The sequence below is a fragment of the Pyxidicoccus sp. M15 genome, assembly GCF_056858435.1.
The window spans coordinates 9,943,131-9,960,940 of sequence record NZ_CM166495.1 but is presented as its reverse complement, the minus strand read 5'-3'; the positions used below and the strand labels follow the sequence as shown (position 1 = coordinate 9,960,940).

Here is a 17,810-nt window from a genome sequence, read left to right as displayed (position 1 = left end):
CACCCACGTGTTCAAGAAGGTGCTGATCGCCAACCGCGGGGAGATTGCCCTGCGGGTCATCCGCGCCTGCCGGGAGCTGGGCATCGCCACCGTGGCGGTGCACTCCACGGCGGACGCCAACGCGCTGCACGTGCGCTTCGCCGACGAGGCGGTGTGCATCGGCCCCCCGTCGTCCAAGGAGAGCTACCTCAACATCCCGCAGCTGCTCTCCGCGGCCGAAATCACCCGCGCGGACGCCATCCACCCGGGCTACGGCTTCCTGTCGGAGAACGCCGAGTTCGCGGAGGTGTGCGAGAACTGCAAGATTCGCTTCATCGGCCCGCGCCCGGAGATGCTGCGGCTGATGGGCAACAAGGTGCGCGCCCGCGCGGCGGCGCGCGAGGCGGGCCTGCCGCTGTTGCCCGGCAGCCCCGGCACGGTGAAGGACCCGCGCGAGGCGGAGGCCTTCGCCCGGGAGATTGGCTTCCCCGTCATCCTCAAGGCGGCCGCCGGTGGCGGCGGCAAGGGGATGAAGATCGTCCGCGAGCCGGGCGCGCTGGCCCAGGCGTTCTCCACCGCGCAGGCGGAGGCCGTGGCGTCCTTCGCCAACGGCGACCTCTACATCGAGCGGTACGTGGAGAAGCCGCGCCACATCGAAATCCAGATTGTCGCGGACGAGCACGGCAACATCATCCACCTCAATGAGCGCGAGTGCTCGGTGCAGCGCCGGCACCAGAAGCTCATCGAGGAGAGCCCGTCCCCCGCGCTCACGCCGGAGCTGCGCCAGAGGATGGGCGAGGTGTCCGTGCAGGCGATGAAGAAGCTCGCCTACAACAACGTGGGCACCATCGAGTACCTCCTGGACGAGCGCGGCGAGTTCTACTTCATGGAGATGAACACGCGCATCCAGGTGGAGCACCCGGTGACGGAGCTCGTCACGGGCATCGACCTGGTGCGCGAGCAGATCCGCATGGCCTACGGCCACCCCCTGCGCTTCAAGCAGGAGGACATCCAGATTCGCGGGCATGCCATCGAGTGCCGCGTCAACGCGGAGGACCCGATTACGTTCGCCCCCTGGCCGGGGAAGATTACCGGCTACAGCGTGCCGGGCGGCTACGGCGTGCGGGTGGACTCGGCGGCCTACGAGAACTACACGGTGCTGCCGTACTACGACAGCCTGCTGGCCAAGCTCATCGTCCACGCCGAGGACCGCGAGACGGCCATCCGCCGCATGCAGCGCGCGTTGGGCGAGTACGTGGTGGAGGGCATCCGCACCAACATCCCCTTCCACCGGGCCGCGCTGGCGGAGGAGTCCTTCCAGGAAGGCCACTACGACACCCGCTTCGTGGAGCGCCTGCTGGCGAGCGAGACGGGCACCCGCCGGCTGAAGAAGGCCGTTGAAGAGACGCCGTAGCGCACGTCCACCTACCGCGGTCTCCTGCCTGTCGGGAGGCCACGCGAGCAGGTGATCTGGCACCGGGGGGAGCCGGGCTGTTTCTTGACCCGCGTCGGAGCTTTCCGTTAGCCTCCGACACTCCCCCTCACTGAGGATGGAAACCCGCGAAGTTCAAGGGGTTTCGGCCTGTTGGAAGCCCACCGCTCGATGGACAAGAACAAGATCATCGAAGCCGCCGCGAAGCTGGTCGCGAAGGGCGCCTACGACAAGGCCATCAAGGAGTACCAGAAGGTCCTGGAGGTCGACCCGAAGGACATCCGGGTCCTCCAGAAGATGGGGGAGCTGTACCAGAAGAAGAACGACAACGCCCAGGCGGCGCACTTCTTCACCAAGGTCGCGGAGAGCTACTCCTCCGACGGCTTCTTCCTCAAGGCCGTCGCCCTCTACAAGCAGGTCCTCAAGCTCAACCCGAACCTGCTGGAGGTGAACCTCAAGCTGGCGGAGCTGCACCAGCAGCTCGGGCTGATGTCCGAGGCGATGGCGTACTTCCAGATTGTCGCCAACCACTACGACAAGGCCGGCGACACCAAGGCGTCGCTCGATACCTTGAAGAAGATGGTGGATCTCGACCCGGAGAACGTGGCGTCGAAGATCAAGCTGGCGGAGCTGTACGCGCGCGAGAGCATGACGCGCGAGGCCGCGCAGGAGTTCAAGCGCGCCGCCGAGTACCTCAAGCGCAATGCCCGCGCGGACGACTGGCTGCGCGTGGCGGAGCGGCTGTCCACGCTGGAGCCGGAGAACCTCCCGCTGGCCAAGGAGCTGGCCGTCTCCTACCTGCAGCGCGGCGACCAGAAGCGCGCGCTCGCGAAGCTGCAGGTGTGCTTCAAGGCGGACGGCCGGGACGTGGAGACGCTCACGCTGCTCGCCCAGGCGTTCCAGGGGCTGGGGCAGACCTCCAAGACGGTGTCCGTCTACAAGGAGCTGGCCAAGATTCACCAGGAGCGCGGCCGGCTCACCGAGGCCGAGGCCGTCTGGACGCAGATTGAAGTGCTGGACCCCGAGGACCCGGACCTGCTCGCGCGCCGCGCGCCCGCTCCGGCGCCCGTGGAGCACCAGCCCGCGGTGGCGGCGGCCCCGCAGCCCATGGCGTCTGCTCGCGCCGCGCCGCAGGCCGCCGCGCCCGCGCAGCCCGCGCCCGCCCCGGTGGCGCCGCCGCCCGCGGCGGGCATGAACCGGGAGCAGCTGGCCAAGCTGCTCACCGAGACGGACGTCTACGTCAAGTACGGGCTCCACGACAAAGCGCTGGAGCACCTGCGCAAGGTCTTCACGGTCGACCCGGAGAACCTGGACGCGCACGAGAAGGCGTATCAAATCTACGTCGCCTCGGGGAACGCGGCCCAGGCGTCCGAGCAGCTGCTCAACGTGCTGCGGCTGTGCACGCGCGCCGCGGACGTGCAGCGCGCGCAGCCGTACCTGGCCACCATCCTCAACGAGAACCCGGCGCACCCGGAGGTGCCCGCCTTCCTGTCGGTGCTGCGCACGGACGGCCCGGTGGCGGCGGCGCCGTCGGTGGCGGTGGTGGAGTCGGTGGGCGAGGACGCCATCCTCGTCGACTCCAGCGACGACGAGATTCTCGTCGCCCCTCCGCCGGAAGACGCGCTGCTGCACCCGCCCGGGGACGAGCTGGCGCTGACCACGCTGCCCTCGAGCGACTCGGACGAGGTCATCGAGGAGGACGGCGACTCCGCCGTCGTCAGCGAGGAGGCGCTCGTCGGCGAGGCCGTCTCCAGTGAGCACGACATGTACGGCACGCCCGCGCCGGAGGACCTGGCGGCGGCGGCGCTCTCGGACGAGACGCTGGTGGCCGAGGACGACGGGCTGGTGCTGACGGACGAGCCCGGCATGTCGCTCGTGGACGACGAGCCGCTCGTCGCCCCGGACGACGACCTGGGCGCGACGTCGGCCTACTCGCTCGAGGACGAGTCGCTGGGGGGCGAGGCCACGGCCACGTCCATGGAGGCGCTGTCGCTCGGGGACGAGGACGACCCGCCGCCCACGATGATTCGCGCGCCCACGCGGGCGCTGCTCCAGGAGGCCGCGCCGGACACCCGGCAGCTGGCCGCGCTGGAGGAGGACGAGGCGCTGGCGGACGAGGCCTTCGGAGAGCCGCCTCCGCTCGACGTGGAGGACATGCCCACGCGCGTGGGCATCGCCGCGCTGGACCCGTCCATGCTGGAGGAGGACGAGGCCGAAGTCACCGCGACGGCGCTGGGCGACCCGCTGGACTACGAGGAGCCCACCGCTTCGCACGCCATCCCGACGCTCGCGGACGAGCCCGGCATGGAGGCCGGGGCCGACGTCGTCTCGGAGCCGGCGCTGGAGGATGTGCCCGAGGCGGAAGCCGAGGCCGTGCCCGAGGAGGAGGAGCCGGCGGCGGAGGAGTGCGACGAGGCCTCCTTCTTCCTCGACCAGGGGCTGCTGGAGGAAGCGCGGGAAATCCTCGAGACGGTGATGATTGCCTTCCCGGGCCATGCGCGCGCCAGCGAGCTGATGGCGCGGCTGGAGGCGCTCGAGGCAGGCGGTGGCGTGGAGGCCGAGGAGGCCCCCGCGGAGCCGGTGTCCGTGCCGCACGTGCAGCCCGTGCTCGAAACGGAAGGCGAGCGCGACGCGTTCGACCTGGCGGCGGAGCTGGCCGGCGAAATCGACAACCTGGGCGACGACACCGCGGCCGCCGCTCCGGTGGAGGAGGACTTCCAGTACTCGGTGGAGGAGGTGTTCTCCGAGTTCAAGAAGGGCCTTGCCAAGGTGGTGAAGCCCGAGGACGTGGACACGCACTACGACCTGGGCATCGCCTACAAGGAAATGGGCCTGCTCGACGACGCGCTCCACGAGTTCGACGTGGCCCGCCAGGGCTGCGTGGGGACGAAGCGCGAGCTGGACTGCATCACCATGATGGGGATGCTGCAGCTCTTGCGCGGTGACGCCGCGGCGGCGGTGGAGGTCTTCCGCGAGGGCCTGTCCAGCCCGCAGGCCACGGCGGAGCAGACGAAGGCGCTCGGCTTCGAGCTGGCGGCGGCCTACGAGGCGCTGGGCGAGCCGGGCAAGGCGCTGTATCACTACCAGCGCGTCTCCGCGGTGGACGCGAAGTACCGCGACGTGGCGTCGCAGATGAACCGGCTGGCCGCCTCGGTGGAGCCGGAGGATGACCCGCTGCCGTCGCACGCGGGCAATGGAGCGAAGGCGAACGGCGCCCCGGCGGCCGCGGCGGCCGTCGCGTCCACCCCGATGCCGGCGGCTGGCGCGTCCAAGGCGCGCAAGGTCGGCTACCTGTAGTCACCCCCGAGGTCCGGCGAGCCCATGACGACCTACCTCGACTTCTTCGAGCTGACCCAGGAGCCCTTCTCCAACGCTCCGGTGAGTCGCTTCTATTACAACTCCGCGCAGCACTCGCAGGCGCTCACCCGGCTGATGCACGCGGTGAGCTACATGAAGGGCCTGTCCATCCTCATCGGGGACATCGGCGCGGGGAAGACGACGCTGGCGCGCCGCATGCTCGACTCGCTGCCCGAGTCCGAGTACGAGGCCGCGCTGCTGGTCATCATCCACTCCGGCATTACGGCCAACTGGCTGCTGCGGCGCATTGCCCTGCAGCTGGGCGTGGAGAACCCCGCGCAGGAGAAGCTCGCGCTGCTGTCGCAGCTCTACCAGCGCCTCCTGCAAATCTACGAGTCCGGCAAGAAGGCCGTCGTCCTCATCGACGAGGCGCAGATGCTGGAGACGCGGGAGCTGATGGAGGAGTTCCGCGGCCTGCTGAACCTGGAGGTCCCGGAGCGCAAGCTCATCTCCTTCGTCTTCTTCGGCCTGCCCGAGATTGAGAAGAACCTGAAGCTGGACGCGCCGCTCGCGCAGCGGGTGGCCATGCGCTACAAGCTGGAGCCCTTCACCGCCGAGTCCACGGAGGCGTACGTCAAGCACCGCCTCCGGCTCGCCGGGTGCCCGCGGATGCCGTTCTCCCCGGAGGCGCTGCTCGCGGTGCACGAGCACTCGTCCGGCTCGCCCCGCGTCATCAACACCCTGTGCGACAACGCCCTCTTCGAGGCCTTCCTCGCGCGCCAGGAGACCGTGTCCGCGGACCTGGTGAACCGCATCGGGAAGAACCTGGGCCTGCAGGGGGTGAATACGCCCGCCAGTGGAGCAGCCGAGCGAGCGAGCGCTTCCGTCACCGCGCTGCCCCGGACGGCGAACAGCAAGGTGGACCTGGCGGAGATCGACCGCTACCTCGAAGGGCTGGGTAAGCTGTAGGGGCTTTGTCCTCCCCGAATCGCAACAGTGCGCGCAGGGCGCTGCTGGTGGTGCTCCTCCTGCTGTCGGGGAGCGTCCTGCTGTTGCGGATGCAGGCGTCGTGGGACCTGGCCTGCACGCTGGCGCGGCGCAACCTGCCGGACGTGCTGGGGCTGGACGTGGGCATCGGCCGGTGCGAGCTGGACCCGCTGAACTCGCGCGTCCTCGTGCACGGCTTCTCGCTCTTCCTGCCGGGCACGGACACGCCGCTGGTCGCCGCGGACATGGCGGAGGTGCAGCTGGGCTTCCTGCGGCCGCTCTCCGGCCGGCTGCAGCTGGCGCTGGTGCGCGCCCAGCGGCCCCGCGTGACGCTGGACTTGTCGCGGCCGTCGGCGGAGCCCGCGAAGAAGTCCGAGGGCTGCTTCCTGGACCCGCTGGAGCGGCTGCGGGTGGCGAAGCTGGACATCACCGGAGCGGAGCTGCGGCTGGCGCTGCCGCAGGGCCGGCGCGTGGAGGTGGGCGAGCTGGACGTGCGCTGGGCGGAGCGCTGGGGCGTCATCGAGCTGGACGTGGAGGCGCGGCGCGGGCTGGTGCGGCTGGGGCCGGACGGGCAGGAGCTGGCGCTGGGGCAGCTCGCCGTGGCGGGCGCGGTGGACCCGGACGAGGCGCTGCTGGAGCTGGAGCGCGCGGAGGTGTCGCTCGACGACATCACCACCACGGTGTCCGGTCGCGTGGAGTCCCTGTGCGACCCGAACCTGGCGCTGGACGCGCAGGTGTTCCTCCCGCTGCGCACGCTGTCCCAGGCGCGCCTGGTGCCGAAGGCCGCCACCGGCCACCTCTGGTCCCGCGTGTCGATTGCGGGCAAGCCGTCCGCGCCCGCGGTGTCGCTGGAGCTGTCCGGCAGTGGGCTCGGCTATGAGCGCTTCGGCCCCTCCAACCTCACCGCGCGCCTGTCGTACTCGGGCGACGAGGTGCGGGTGGAGGACCTGGTGGTGCCGGTGGGCGCGGGGAAGGTGCGCGCCACGGCCCGGCTGGGGCTGACGCCCAACTTCCCGCTGGAGGTGTCGCTGTCCACGGAGGACGCGTCGCTGGGGCGCATCCTCGACAGGGCGGGGGTGAAGGGCTCGTGGGTGGACTTCCCGGCCACGCTGGACGCGCAGCTCCAGGGAAACCTGCTGCCGCGCTTCTCGCTGGCCGGCCCGCTGGACTTGCGCACCGGCCCCTTCGTGCTGGCCACGCGCGCGTACGACGCACCGGAGGACTCGGGGCTCACCATCCTGGAGTTCGACAAGGGCCGCGCCCAGGCGCAGGTGAAGATTCAGGCGGACCGCGTGTCCTTCACCCACGTCACCGCGGAGTCGGGCCGCTCGCGCGTGCACGGGGACGTGGGGCTGCTCATCGGCGACGGGCTGGGGCTGGACATCCACGGCCACGGCGACCTGGAGCTCGCGGACTTCGGCCACATCGCCGGGCTGCAGTGGGCGGGGCGGGGGAGCGCGACGTACTCGGTGACGGGCCCGGCCTCGGAGGTGAAGGTGGAGGCGGGCCTGTCCATGCGCGACTTCGTCTTCTGGAACCTCTCGCTGGGCGTCCTGCAGGGGAAGCTGGGGTACTCGGACGGGGTGCTGGCCTTCCCCGCCTTCACCGGCCAGAAGGGGCGCACGCAGTACTACGGCAAGGCGGGGGTGTCCTTCGGGCGGCTGCTCGGCCTGCGCCTGGAGGTGAATGTCCCGCAGGGGCGCACCGAGGACCTGGTGGACGTGGTGGCGGGGCTGAGCCCCTCGCTGGAGGTGATGCGGGGGACGCTGGGCGGCACGGCCACCGGGCGCGTGGAGGTGGACAGCCCGGTGGAGAAGCTGGAGGGGCTGGTGGCCTTCGACGTGAAGGACACCACCTACTACGGCCGCCGCATGGGCGACGGCGCCATGCGCCTGCGCTTCGTGGATGGCAAGGCGATGGTGCTCGAGCGCACCGTGCTGAAGGGCCCGCTGGGACGCACGTGGGCGGACGGCACGTTCACCTTCGCGGGCGGGCTGGACTACCGCTTCGGCGGGGACGACCTGTCCCTGGCGGAGACGGTGGGGCCGGACGTGGCCGAGCGCATGGGCATCCAGGGCCGCATGGTGATGGATGGGAAGGTATCCGGCACCGCCGACGTGCCGGTGGTGGACGCCACGCTGCGCGCGCCGCGCGTCACCTTCGCCGACCGCAACCTGGGCGCCATGGACCTCACCGGGCGCCTGGTGGGCAAGGACTTCGAAGTGAGGGGCCACCCGTTCCAGGACGCCACCGGACGGCTCGCCTTCAAGGTGAAGGACAACTGGCCCTATGAAGCGCAGGGCTCGCTGTCGCTGCCGGAAATCCGCCCGCTGCTGCCCGCCGAGCCGCTGTGGGCCGGCGTGTCCGGCGCGCTCTCCGGCACGCTGAGCGCGAAGGGGCAGCTGCTGGAGCCCGCCGGCTCGGAGGTGAGCGCCACCGTGGACAAGCTGGTGCTCTCGCGCGACGACGTGCACGGGGAGAACACGGGCCCCATCGTCCTGGCCTACGCCGGGGGCCGGCTGGACGTGCAGCCCTTCCGCTTCCTGGGGCCGTACGTGGACCTGTCGCTGGGCGGGTGGATGGGGCCGCGCGGCATGGACATCACCCTGCGGGGCGGCTGGGACGTGCGCATGCTGGAGTCGCTCCTGCCCTCCATGGTGGAGCGCGCCACCGGCCGCGTCACCGTGGACGCGGAAATCACCGGCACCCCGCTGTCCCCGTCCGTGGTGGGCGCCGCGGAGCTGCTGGACCTGCGGCTGGCGCTGCGGGACTGGCCCGTCAACGTGCGTGGCATGTCCGGGCGCATGGAGCTGACCGGCCAGCGCGTGCTGCTGGAGCACCTGCAGGGGCAGCTCAACGAAGGGCGCGTGTCCGCGCGCGGCGACGTGCGGCTGGAGCGCTTCCTGCCGACGCGGCTGGGCCTCACGGTGCAGCTCGACGAGGTGCCCTACCGCCTCACGGAGGACCTGCCCGCCACCTTCTCCGGGCTGCTCCAGGTGAGCGGCCCGCCCCATGGCTTCACCGTCACGGGCGGGCTGGACATCGTCAAGATGCGCTACCAGAAGGCCCTGGACGTGGAGTCGATGCTCAAGTCGCTCCAGAAGCGCACCACCTACACGCCCTCGGGGCCGGTGACGTCCTCCACGGGCGAGCCCCCGAAGCCGCTCGTCATCTGGGACGTCAACGTGCACTTCGGCGACGTCCGGGTGGACAACAACCTGGCGAAGGCGCGCCTTCTGGGCGACGTGCGGCTGACGGGGACGGACCTGCGGCCGGGCCTCTTGGGGCGGGTGGAGCTGGCGGAGGGCAGCCAGGCCTTCTTCCGCAACAACCCCTTCACCATCAACCAGGGGCAGGTCGAGTTCCAGGACGCCACCGGCATCAACCCCGTCTTCGAGGTCCAGGCCCAGACGCAAGTGCGCGAGTACACGGTGAAGCTGCACGCCTTCGGCAAGCCGGCGGACCCGCAGATCCTGCTCTCCTCGGAGCCGGCGCTGGTGGAAGGGGACATCGTCTCGCTGCTCACCCTGGGCTTCACCTCGTCGGACCGGGACACGGCTGCCACGGCGAGCGCCGGCCTGGCGGCCGAGGCCCTCTTCAACGTGTCGGGCCTGGACCGGCAGCTCCAGCGCTTCCTCCCCAGCAACCCGGTGTTGCGGGATTTGTCGCTGCAAATCGCCACCACCTACAACGACGCCACCCGGCAGGCGGAGCCGACCGCACAACTGGAGTCGAAGTTCCTGAGCGAGCAGCTTAAAATCGGCATGACACAACCGGTGAGCGGGCGCGGCACGCGGGCGCGCGCCGAGTACCGCTTCGACGACCGACTCTCTGCTCAGGCCCAGTGGGACAACGAGAACAGCGAAGCCTCGTTTGGCAACCTCGGGCTCGAGCTGAAGCTGAGCTGGGAGGTCGAGTAGCCCGCGCCGTCATGGCGTGGGTGCTGCTGCTGTGTGTCCTCGTGGCGGGCACGGCGGCGGCGCAGCCGGAGGGCGAGCCCCCGCCGGTGGTGGTGGCCGTGGAGCTGCACCTGCCGGGCAGCGCGGACGCACAGGGGCTCACGGGGCTGGTGGCGGTGCGCAAGGGGCAGACGCTGGCGCCCGGCGCGGTGCGGCGCTCGCTGGAGCGGCTGTGGGCCACGGGCCGCTTCACGGACGTGGTGGCGCGCACCGTGGAGGTGCCGGGCGGCGTGCGGCTGGTGTTCCAGCTGACGCCGGTGGCGCGGCTGGCGCGGCTGCGCTTCCTGGGCAACGCCGTCCTGTCCGAGGGGGAGCTCATCGAGGCCAGTGGCCTGCTGGAGGGCGGCCCCCTGGACGCGGAGGAGCTGGAGGGGGCGGTGTCCTCCGTCCTCCAGGCGTACCAGCGCAAGGGCTTCGACTCGGCGAAGGTGACGGTGCGGCAGGAGCCGGTGACGGACGGGCTCAATGTCTCGCTCACCGTGGACGAGGGCGTGCCCACGCGGGTGCGGATGGTGACGTTCTCCGGCAGCCCGGGCTTCCCGCTGCCCCGGCTGCTGGAGGTGCTGGAGATGCGGCCCGGCGAGGTGTTCGACCGGGTGCGCCTGGACGCGGGCCTGGAGCGGCTGCGCACGCTGCTGCGCGAGGCGGGCCACTGGCGCGCGCAGGTGGGGACGCCCTCGGTGCTGGTGGAGGGCAGCGCGGCCACGGTGGCGGTGCCGCTGTCGGCGGGCCCCCGGTACAGGGTGCGCTTCCATGGCAACCGCCGCTTCCCGGCGGCGCTGCTGGAGCGCGTGCTGGCGCACGACGTGGCGGAGACGCTGGACGTGGTGGTGGCGGGCCGGCTGGCACGGCGGGTGGAGTCCTTCTACCGGCACCGCGGCTTCCACGACGTGCACGTGCGGCCGCGCGAGGTGGTGCGGCCGGACGGAGAGCTGGCCGCGCTGGCCTTCGACGTGGAGGAGGGGCACCTGCTGCGCGTGACGGAGGTGCGCTTCCACGGCAACCGGGGGCTGGCGTCGGAGCAGCTGCGCGCGCTGCTGACCGAGCGCGTGCGCGCGGGCGAGCCCCGCCCGGAGCTGGACCTGCGCCTGCTGGATGACCCGCTGAACGCCGAGGGGCGCCTGGGCCCGGAGCAGGGGACGCTGGAGCCGCTGCCGGACCCGTCCACGGTGTACGTGGAGGACGCGTGGCTGGACGCCGTGGACGCGATGAACGAGCTGTACCGGGAGCGGGGCTATCTCTCGTCGGCGGTGTCGTTCCGCGGGCTGACGGTGGATGTGACGGGCCACACGGCGGTGGCGGACTTCGACGTGGAGGAGGGGCCGCAGGCGCGCGTCACGGACGTGCGCTTCGTGGGCGTGCCGAAGGACGTGCCGCTGGTGCCGGTGGGCCTGTCGCTGCGCAAGGGCCAGGCCCTGAGCTTCGACAAGGTGGAAGAGGCGCGGCAGGCGCTGGAGCGGGGGCTGGCCCAGTGGGGCTACCTCTTCGGCCGGACGACCACCGAGACAAGCGTGGGCGAGGACGGGCAGGCGGCGACGGTGGTGTTCCGCACGGACCCGGGGCCGCAGGTCCGGGTGGGGAAGATTCTCGTGCAGGGGCTGACGCGGACGGACCCGGAGCTGGTGCTGGCGAACCTGGACCTGGAGGAGGGCAAGCCCGTCGCGCTGGAGCGGCTGACGGAAGGGCAGCGGCGGCTGGCGCGGCTGGGGGTGTTCCGGCAGGTGGACGTGTCGCTGGCGGACCCCACGCGGCGCGAGGAGACGAAGGACGTCCTGGTGACGGTGCAGGAGCGCCCCCGGCTGGATGGCCAGGTGTCCGGCGGCTACTTCCTCGTGGACGGTCCGCGAATCACGCTGGACACGGCCTACCGCAACCTGGACGGCATGGGCCTGAGCCTGCTGGCGCGCGGGAAGGTGAACTACGCGGGCTGGAGCGCGGAGGCGCTGTCGGCGGACCGGCGCATCGCCTGCTCGCAGCCGGGCGTGGATGGCGGATTGGCTCCGGGCTGTGACGCGGAGTTGCAGGGGCTGAACGGGCTGGGCGGGCGCGGCAACCTGGCGCTGGCGCAGCCGCGCCTGTTCTTCATGCTGCCGCTGGAGGTGGGCGCGCGGCTGGACCTGATTGGCGAGCGCGTGCACCGGCCCTCGTACGTGTCCACGCGCTTCGCGGCGGCGGCGGCGCTGGACTGGGCGGCGGCGTCGTGGCTGAACGTGTCGCTGTCGTACGAAGTGGAGAACAACCGGCTGCGCTCGCGCGCGGGGGTGCTGGAGCTGCTCAACCGCGCGGACCAGGAGCGGCTGCGCTACCCCTTCGGTGACTTCGCGCTGCACTCGCTGCGGCCCTCGGCGACGCTGGACTTCCGGGACGACCCGACCAACCCGCGCAAGGGCGTGGTGTTCATCTCCAGCGCGGAATTCACGCGGGGGTTGAGCGTGAAGCCCACGGACGTGGCGGGCAACCGCGTGGCGGGGTACCCGATTGACGGCGTGAAGCTGGCCAGCAACCTGAGCGGCTACATCCCCCTGGGACGGCGGGCGAGCATGGCGCTGTCGGCGCGCGCGGGCACCATCATCCCGCTGGAGGAGGACGCGCAGGCCATCGGCTCGAAGCTGTTCTACCTGGGTGGCTCGTCCAGCCTGCGCGGCTTCCGCGAGGACGGGGTGCTGCCGGAGGACGTGCGTGGGGCGCTGCAGCAGCGGGTGCGGGACTGCCGGGCGCTGATTACGCCCGCGGGGTGTTCCGCGGAGTTGAAGGCGGTGCTGGCGGGGCAGGTGCCGGCGAGCCAGGGCGGTGAGCTCTTCACGCTGGGCAAGGCGGAGTTGCGGCTGCCGGCGCTGACGTCGTTGGACCTGGGCCTGTTCTTCGAGGCGGGGAACCTGTGGTTGGACCGGACGTCGTTCGACCCGGGGCGGCTGCGGTACGCGGCGGGCGCGGGCTTGCGGTACGTGACGCCGGTGGGTCCGCTGGCGTTCGACGTGGGCTTCAACCTGGACCCGGACGAGACGGTGAACGAGGCGACCACGCAGTTCCACTTCAGCATCGGCACGTTCTGAGGAGGCCAGGGGTGCGCATGCGCGGGCCGGTGTGGATGGCGGCGTGGGTGGTGCTGGGGCTCGTCTCGGGCTGCCGGCACACGCAGGGCGAGGGCGTGAAGGCGGAGCGTCCGAAGTGGATGCCGCCCGAGGGCGAGTGCCCGCGTGGGGCGCTGTTGCAGATGGAGCGGCTGGGGCTGAAGCCGGGGGACAAGGTCCCCGTCATCGTGGACGCCATCCAGGACCACCCGGGGCCGGCCCGGTACAACTACAGCTTCGTGATTGCGTTGCCCCGGGACGAGGGCGAGAAGCAGCTGCCGGGGGCGCGAATCGGCGGGCGGTTGTACGTGACGAAGCACCGGGTGTTTGGCCGGTATGACCGCATCTTCCTGCCGGAGAGCGGGGCCATGTCCGTGCCCTTCTGCGGCGTCCTGCTCGACGCACGGTGGGACCGGGACGGAGAAGGGCTGATTGCCTACCCGAGCCCGATGAAGGGCTTCTCCGTGGTGCAGGACAACACGGGCATCATCCAGGTGGTGGACAGGTATCCGTGACGGGGGTCAGCCCGGCTTCATGCCGGTGCGGACCATGGCGAGATCGATGGATTCCTGCAGGGCCTTCCTGTAGCGCCCCTTTCTCAGCCGGCGAACCCGTGAGGCAGCGTCCGCGATGAATGGCCGGACCACGGGAGAGTCCTCCTTGCCCAATTCAATCCATCTGCCGAGCATGGCGGCGATGTGCACCCTCTTTTCGATGCTGGAGAACCCAAGCCGGGTCATGCGTTTGAGCTCTAGGACGAGAGTCGCTTCGGGCTCGGGGAGCATGCATGCCCTGGAGAGGATTCTCTCTGAGACCCGTCTGGCCATCTCGCGTCGCACGAAAGCCGTCTGCGCCTTGGCCTGCATCCTTCGAAGAAAACGAAGCATCTCGGACCGGAACGCTGCGTGGGGCTCACGTCGGAGAGAAATCTCGGTGCGGCCGATGGACTCGCCGAATTCCAGTTCGAGCTTCTGCTTGGCAGTCATTCGACTGCGGGGCATTTTCTTCCTCCGTTCGTCCGGGTCGGCCAGTAGCCACGGTCAGTGCAAATGTCGAAGCATTGCTGGCAGACGGTCGTTCCGAATCCGCCCGAGTTCCTGCGGTTCGCCACCTTCGCATCCTCCATGCACTTTATGTACAAGTCTTCGCAGCGGTCGTAGGGCTTGCCGTCTTTCTCTCCCTGACCTTCCGTGGCCTGGGGTGGAATGACCGGGCCCGGATTCGGTGGCTTGGGTGCCTTTGGTCTGGGTGTCCCGAGTTGCTCACACGCCGCTTCCGAACCGTTCTTGCATGAGCAGTCCAGTGAGCTCGCGCAACCCGGCCCTGGTCCGGGGCCCACGCTCTGTCGGAGTGGCCGCGAGCCACCCGCACAGCCTGCGAGCCACAAGCACCAGAGTGAGACCCACAGCAATACACGCATGGCCTCAGCGTAGCAGGGGGGGCTCCAACGAGAGGCAGGCAGGACTCGTAGGGGCACCCGAAGCGGGCAGCGGTAGCCGGTTGCCCCGGGGGGAATGTCGTCCGTCCCTGCGCTACAGTCCCCGCCGTGTTCTACGCGTGCGTACGTGCGGTGGTCGCGCTGTTCTTGCGGCTCTTCTACCGGGTGAAGGTGAATGCCCCGGCGACGGAGCCGGAAGGCCCCGTGCTCTTCGTGGGCAACCACCCCAACGGGCTCATCGACCCCGCGCTGGTGTTCATCCTCACGCGCCGCAAGGTGACGTTCCTCGCCAAGGCGCCCCTGTTCAAGATGCCCGTCATCGGCTGGCTGCTCCGGGGCCTTGACGCGCTGCCCGTGTACCGCAAGCAGGATGACCCCACGAAGATGGGCGGCAACGAAGGCACGCTGGACGCCGCCAAGGGCGCCCTCGTACACGGCCGTGCCATCACCATCTTCCCCGAGGGCAAGAGCCACTCGGAGCCCGGGCTCGCGGAGCTCAAGACGGGCGCCGCGCGCATCGCCCTCAACGCCGCGAAGGAGGGCGCTCCCGTCCGCATCGTCCCCGTGGGCCTTACCTACGCGGAGAAGCACGTCTTCCGCAGCGAGGTGCTCATCGACGTGGGGCCCGCCATCGACGTGCAGGCCTTCGTCCCGAAGGACGCCGCGTCCGAGCCCGAAGCCGTGCGCGGCCTCACCGAGCGCATCGCCGGAGGGCTGCGCGCCGTCACCCTGAACCTGGAGCAGTGGGCGGACCTGCCGCTGGTGCAGCTCGCCGAGCAGCTCTACGCCTTCAGGCAGGGTGGGGCGCTGGACGCGGAGCGGCTGCGGCTGTGGGCTCGCGGCGTGCAGCTCTTCCGTGCGCAGGAGCCCGAGCGCTTCGAGGGCCTCCGCGCCCACCTCGCCGCCTTCAAGCACCGCATGGAGTTGGTGCAGGCGGCGGGGCCGCAGGACCTGGCGCTCGTGTACCGGCCCGGCAACGTGGTGCCCTTCGTCGCGAAGAACCTGCTCGCCCTGGTGCTGGGGCTGCCGCTGTTCGCGCTCGGGGTGGTGCTGTTCTGGCTCCCGTATCAGCTGCCGCGCACCGCCAGCCGCAAGGCGGAACTGGACGTGCAGGCCACGGTGAAGTTCCTCACCGCCTTCGTGGTGGCCCTCGTGTGGTGGGGCGCGCTGACGGTGGCGGCGGGGTGGTGGGCCGGAGTCCCCTGGGGCGTGGCCACCTTCCTCGCGGTGCCACCGCTGGCCCTCTTCACCCTCTACTTCGCCGAGCGCTGGGAGTCGCTCCAGCGCGACATCCGCGTGTTCTTCACGCTGGGCAATCGCGCGCGCCTCAAGGCGCTGCTGCTCGCCGACGGCGAGCGGCTGGCCTCGGAGGTGGAGCGACTGGCCGGTGAGTACCGGCCGAAGCTCGAAGGCACCCCCGCCCCCGCGACACCCTGAAGCGTCACCGCGTCCGGGGCACGGCCTCGCGGAACATCTTCGCGCCCACCAGCAGGGCCAGGCCGCCCAGCAGCACGGGCAGGGCGTTGAGTTCGATGGCGGCGTGCAGGCTCCACGCGTCCGCGATGCTCCCGATGAGCGTGGGGGAAATCGCGTCGCCCAGCATGTGGATGAAGAGCACGTTCAGCCCCATGGCGAAGGCGCGGAACGCGGGCGGCACGCAGTTGACGATGGCCGCGTTGATGGGGCCGCTGTTGAGGAAGATGAGGAACTGCGCCACGCCAATCACCGCGAACGTCAGCGCGGTGCTCTGGATGTTCGTGGCCAGGTACATGGCCGGCGCCGCCAGCAGCAGCCCCACGCCCGACATCCACAGCCCGCCGCCCTCGCGCTTGCGGTCCAGCTTGTCCCCCAGCCACCCGCCCACCAGCGTCCCGATGAGTCCCGCCACCAGCGTAATCGCGCCGAAGGTGGTGCCCGTGTCGCCCTGGGCCATGCCCCGCTCGCGCACCAGGTACGTGGGCATCCAGAAGCCCAGCCCGCCGATGGAGAACGTCATCAGCGTGTAGCCCGCCGTCACCGCCCAGAACGCCGGGTTCCTCCCCAGCCCCTTGAGCCCGACGAGGAAGGGCATCTTCGTCTGCGCGTCCGGTCCGTCCATGGCGCCGCGCTGGGGCTCGGGCATGAAGAAGGCCATCAGCCCCAGCACCAGCCCCGGCACGCCGCCCACGTAGAAGGCCACGTGCCACGAGTAGCGCTCCGTCAGCCACCCGCCCAGCCCGTACCCCGCCGCCACGCCCACCGGAATCGCCGTGTAGAAGAACGCGAGGATGCGCGTGCGCATGTCGCGCGGGTACAGGTCCGAGATGATGCTCGGCGCCACCGCGCCATAGCCCGCCTCGCCAATGCCAATCACCGAGCGCGCCACCAGCAGCATGATGAACGACGTGGCCAGGCCGCTGGCCCCGGTGGCCAGGCTCCACAGCAGCACGCCGCCCGCCACCAGCAGCTTCCGGGGGTAGCGGTCCCCCAGGTAGCCGCCCAGCGGCGAGGCCAGCATGAACACCACCATGAACATGGTGCCCAGCAGGCCGGACTGCGTGTCGTTGATGCCGAACTCCTTCTGGATGTCCGGCAGCGCCACCGCGACGATGTACCGGTCGAGGTAGTTGACCAGGTTGATGAGCGTGAGGATGAACAGCCCGAAGCCGGCATTCGCCGCGGGCGCGGTGGGCACCGCCGGCGAGGCCGTGGCGGAAGTGGCGTTCATTTCGAGGTGGCTCCGGCTCCGAAGCGGTGCGCGAGCAGTCCCCAGCGCAGGCCCCTGTCACTCACGCGGCAGGCGTCCAGGCCCAGCGCCTTCACCGACTCGAGGAGGATGAGCGCGCCCGCGGAAATCACGTCCGCGCGCTTGGGCTGCATGCCGGGCAGGGTGCGGCGCAATTCCAGCGGCATCTCGCACAGCCGGTCCGCCAGCGCCGTCAGCTCGGACACCGACATGGTGCCGCCGTGGACCTCCTCGGCGTCATACGGGTCGATGCCGTACTCGACGGCGTAGAGCGTCGTGACGGTGCCGGCCACGCCCACCAGCACGGCGCCCGGAGGCGGCGACGGCAGCGTCTTGAAGGTGTCGCGCAGGTGCGCCTCGATGCGGGCGCGGTCCTCGGCGCTCATCGGGTCCGAGCGCACGAAGCGCTCCGTGAGCCGCACCGCGCCCACGTCGAAGCTGTGCCGGAAGTCCACGTGTCCGGCGGGGTTGCCGTAGATGAACTCCGTGGAGCCGCCGCCGATGTCCAGCACCAGCAGCGGCCCGGCCGCCTCCGCCGCGAAGTCCGTGTGCACGGCGGCGAAGGACAACTCCGCCTCCAGCTGCCCGGAGATGATTTCCACCGTCACGCCCGCACGGGCCTGTGCCGCCGCGAGGAACTCCGCGCCGTTCTGCGCGTCGCGCGCCGCGCTGGTGGCCGACACGGCGATGTCCTGTGCGCCCAGTTCGCGCGCCTCGCGGGCGAAGGCCTCCATCACCGCGAGCGTGGCCTCCATCCCTTCCGGAGACAGGCGGCGCGTCGCGTCCACGCCCCGGCCCAGGCGGGTGATTTCCGCGCGCTCGCGCACGGCTTCGAAACGGCCTTCGGAGGTGCGCTCGGCGACGAGCAGCAGCACCGAGTTGGTTCCCACATCGATGGTGGCGAATCGCGGCATGTGCGGGA

At 70.7% G+C, this 17,810-nt stretch carries 10 protein-coding genes; 7 read left to right on the top strand and 3 right to left on the bottom strand.

Features of this window, described 5'->3' with window-relative positions; translation table 11 throughout:
• Positions 1 to 7 precede the first annotated feature (7 nt).
• The 6 genes from accC to ACX9TP_RS36920 all read left to right on the top strand — a co-directional run bounded on the left by accC (position 8) and on the right by ACX9TP_RS36920 (position 13,240).
• Positions 8 to 1,393 (top strand): acetyl-CoA carboxylase biotin carboxylase subunit, encoded by a 1,386-nt coding sequence (accC, locus tag ACX9TP_RS36945; RefSeq protein WP_482975353.1) that lies wholly within the window; start codon positions 8 to 10, stop codon positions 1,391 to 1,393.
• A gap of 189 nt (positions 1,394 to 1,582) precedes the next feature.
• The gene (gene sgmX, locus ACX9TP_RS36940; protein WP_482975352.1) at positions 1,583 to 4,708 is read left to right on the top strand and encodes a type IV pili formation protein SgmX; all 3,126 of its coding nucleotides are present in this window, start codon (positions 1,583 to 1,585) and stop codon (positions 4,706 to 4,708) included.
• Positions 4,709 to 4,732: 24 nt separating this feature from the next.
• Positions 4,733 to 5,677: an ExeA family protein gene (locus ACX9TP_RS36935; protein ID WP_482975351.1), complete on the top strand. Its 945-nt coding sequence runs from the start codon at positions 4,733 to 4,735 to the stop codon at positions 5,675 to 5,677.
• 5 nt (positions 5,678 to 5,682) lie between these two features.
• Positions 5,683 to 9,615: a translocation/assembly module TamB domain-containing protein gene (locus ACX9TP_RS36930; protein WP_482975350.1), complete on the top strand. Its 3,933-nt coding sequence runs from the start codon at positions 5,683 to 5,685 to the stop codon at positions 9,613 to 9,615.
• An 11-nt stretch (positions 9,616 to 9,626) separates the two neighbouring features.
• Positions 9,627 to 12,707: a BamA/OMP85 family outer membrane protein gene (locus tag ACX9TP_RS36925; protein WP_482975349.1), complete on the top strand. Its 3,081-nt coding sequence runs from the start codon at positions 9,627 to 9,629 to the stop codon at positions 12,705 to 12,707.
• Positions 12,708 to 12,724: 17 nt separating this feature from the next.
• Entirely contained in the window at positions 12,725 to 13,240 is a 516-nt protein-coding gene (locus tag ACX9TP_RS36920) for a hypothetical protein (protein WP_482975348.1), read from the top strand.
• Between the two features lie 6 nt (positions 13,241 to 13,246).
• Here ACX9TP_RS36920 and ACX9TP_RS36915 read toward each other — a convergent pair whose 3' ends face one another.
• Positions 13,247 to 13,711: a hypothetical protein gene (locus ACX9TP_RS36915; RefSeq protein WP_482975347.1), complete on the bottom strand. Its 465-nt coding sequence runs from the start codon at positions 13,709 to 13,711 to the stop codon at positions 13,247 to 13,249.
• Between the two features lie 560 nt (positions 13,712 to 14,271).
• Here ACX9TP_RS36915 and ACX9TP_RS36910 point away from each other — a divergent pair.
• A complete protein-coding gene (locus ACX9TP_RS36910) occupies positions 14,272 to 15,600 on the top strand; it encodes a lysophospholipid acyltransferase family protein (protein WP_482975346.1) in 1,329 nt (442 codons plus the stop codon).
• A 4-nt stretch (positions 15,601 to 15,604) separates the two neighbouring features.
• Here ACX9TP_RS36910 and ACX9TP_RS36905 read toward each other — a convergent pair whose 3' ends face one another.
• Positions 15,605 to 16,870: a spinster family MFS transporter gene (locus tag ACX9TP_RS36905; protein ID WP_482975345.1), complete on the bottom strand. Its 1,266-nt coding sequence runs from the start codon at positions 16,868 to 16,870 to the stop codon at positions 15,605 to 15,607.
• Positions 16,867 to 17,802 carry a Ppx/GppA phosphatase family protein gene (locus ACX9TP_RS36900; RefSeq protein WP_482975344.1) on the bottom strand — a complete coding sequence of 312 codons (936 nt, stop codon included), beginning with the start codon at positions 17,800 to 17,802 and terminating at the stop codon, positions 16,867 to 16,869. The genes ACX9TP_RS36905 and ACX9TP_RS36900 overlap by 4 nt, the downstream gene beginning before the upstream one ends.
• Between the last annotated feature and the right edge of the window lie 8 nt (positions 17,803 to 17,810).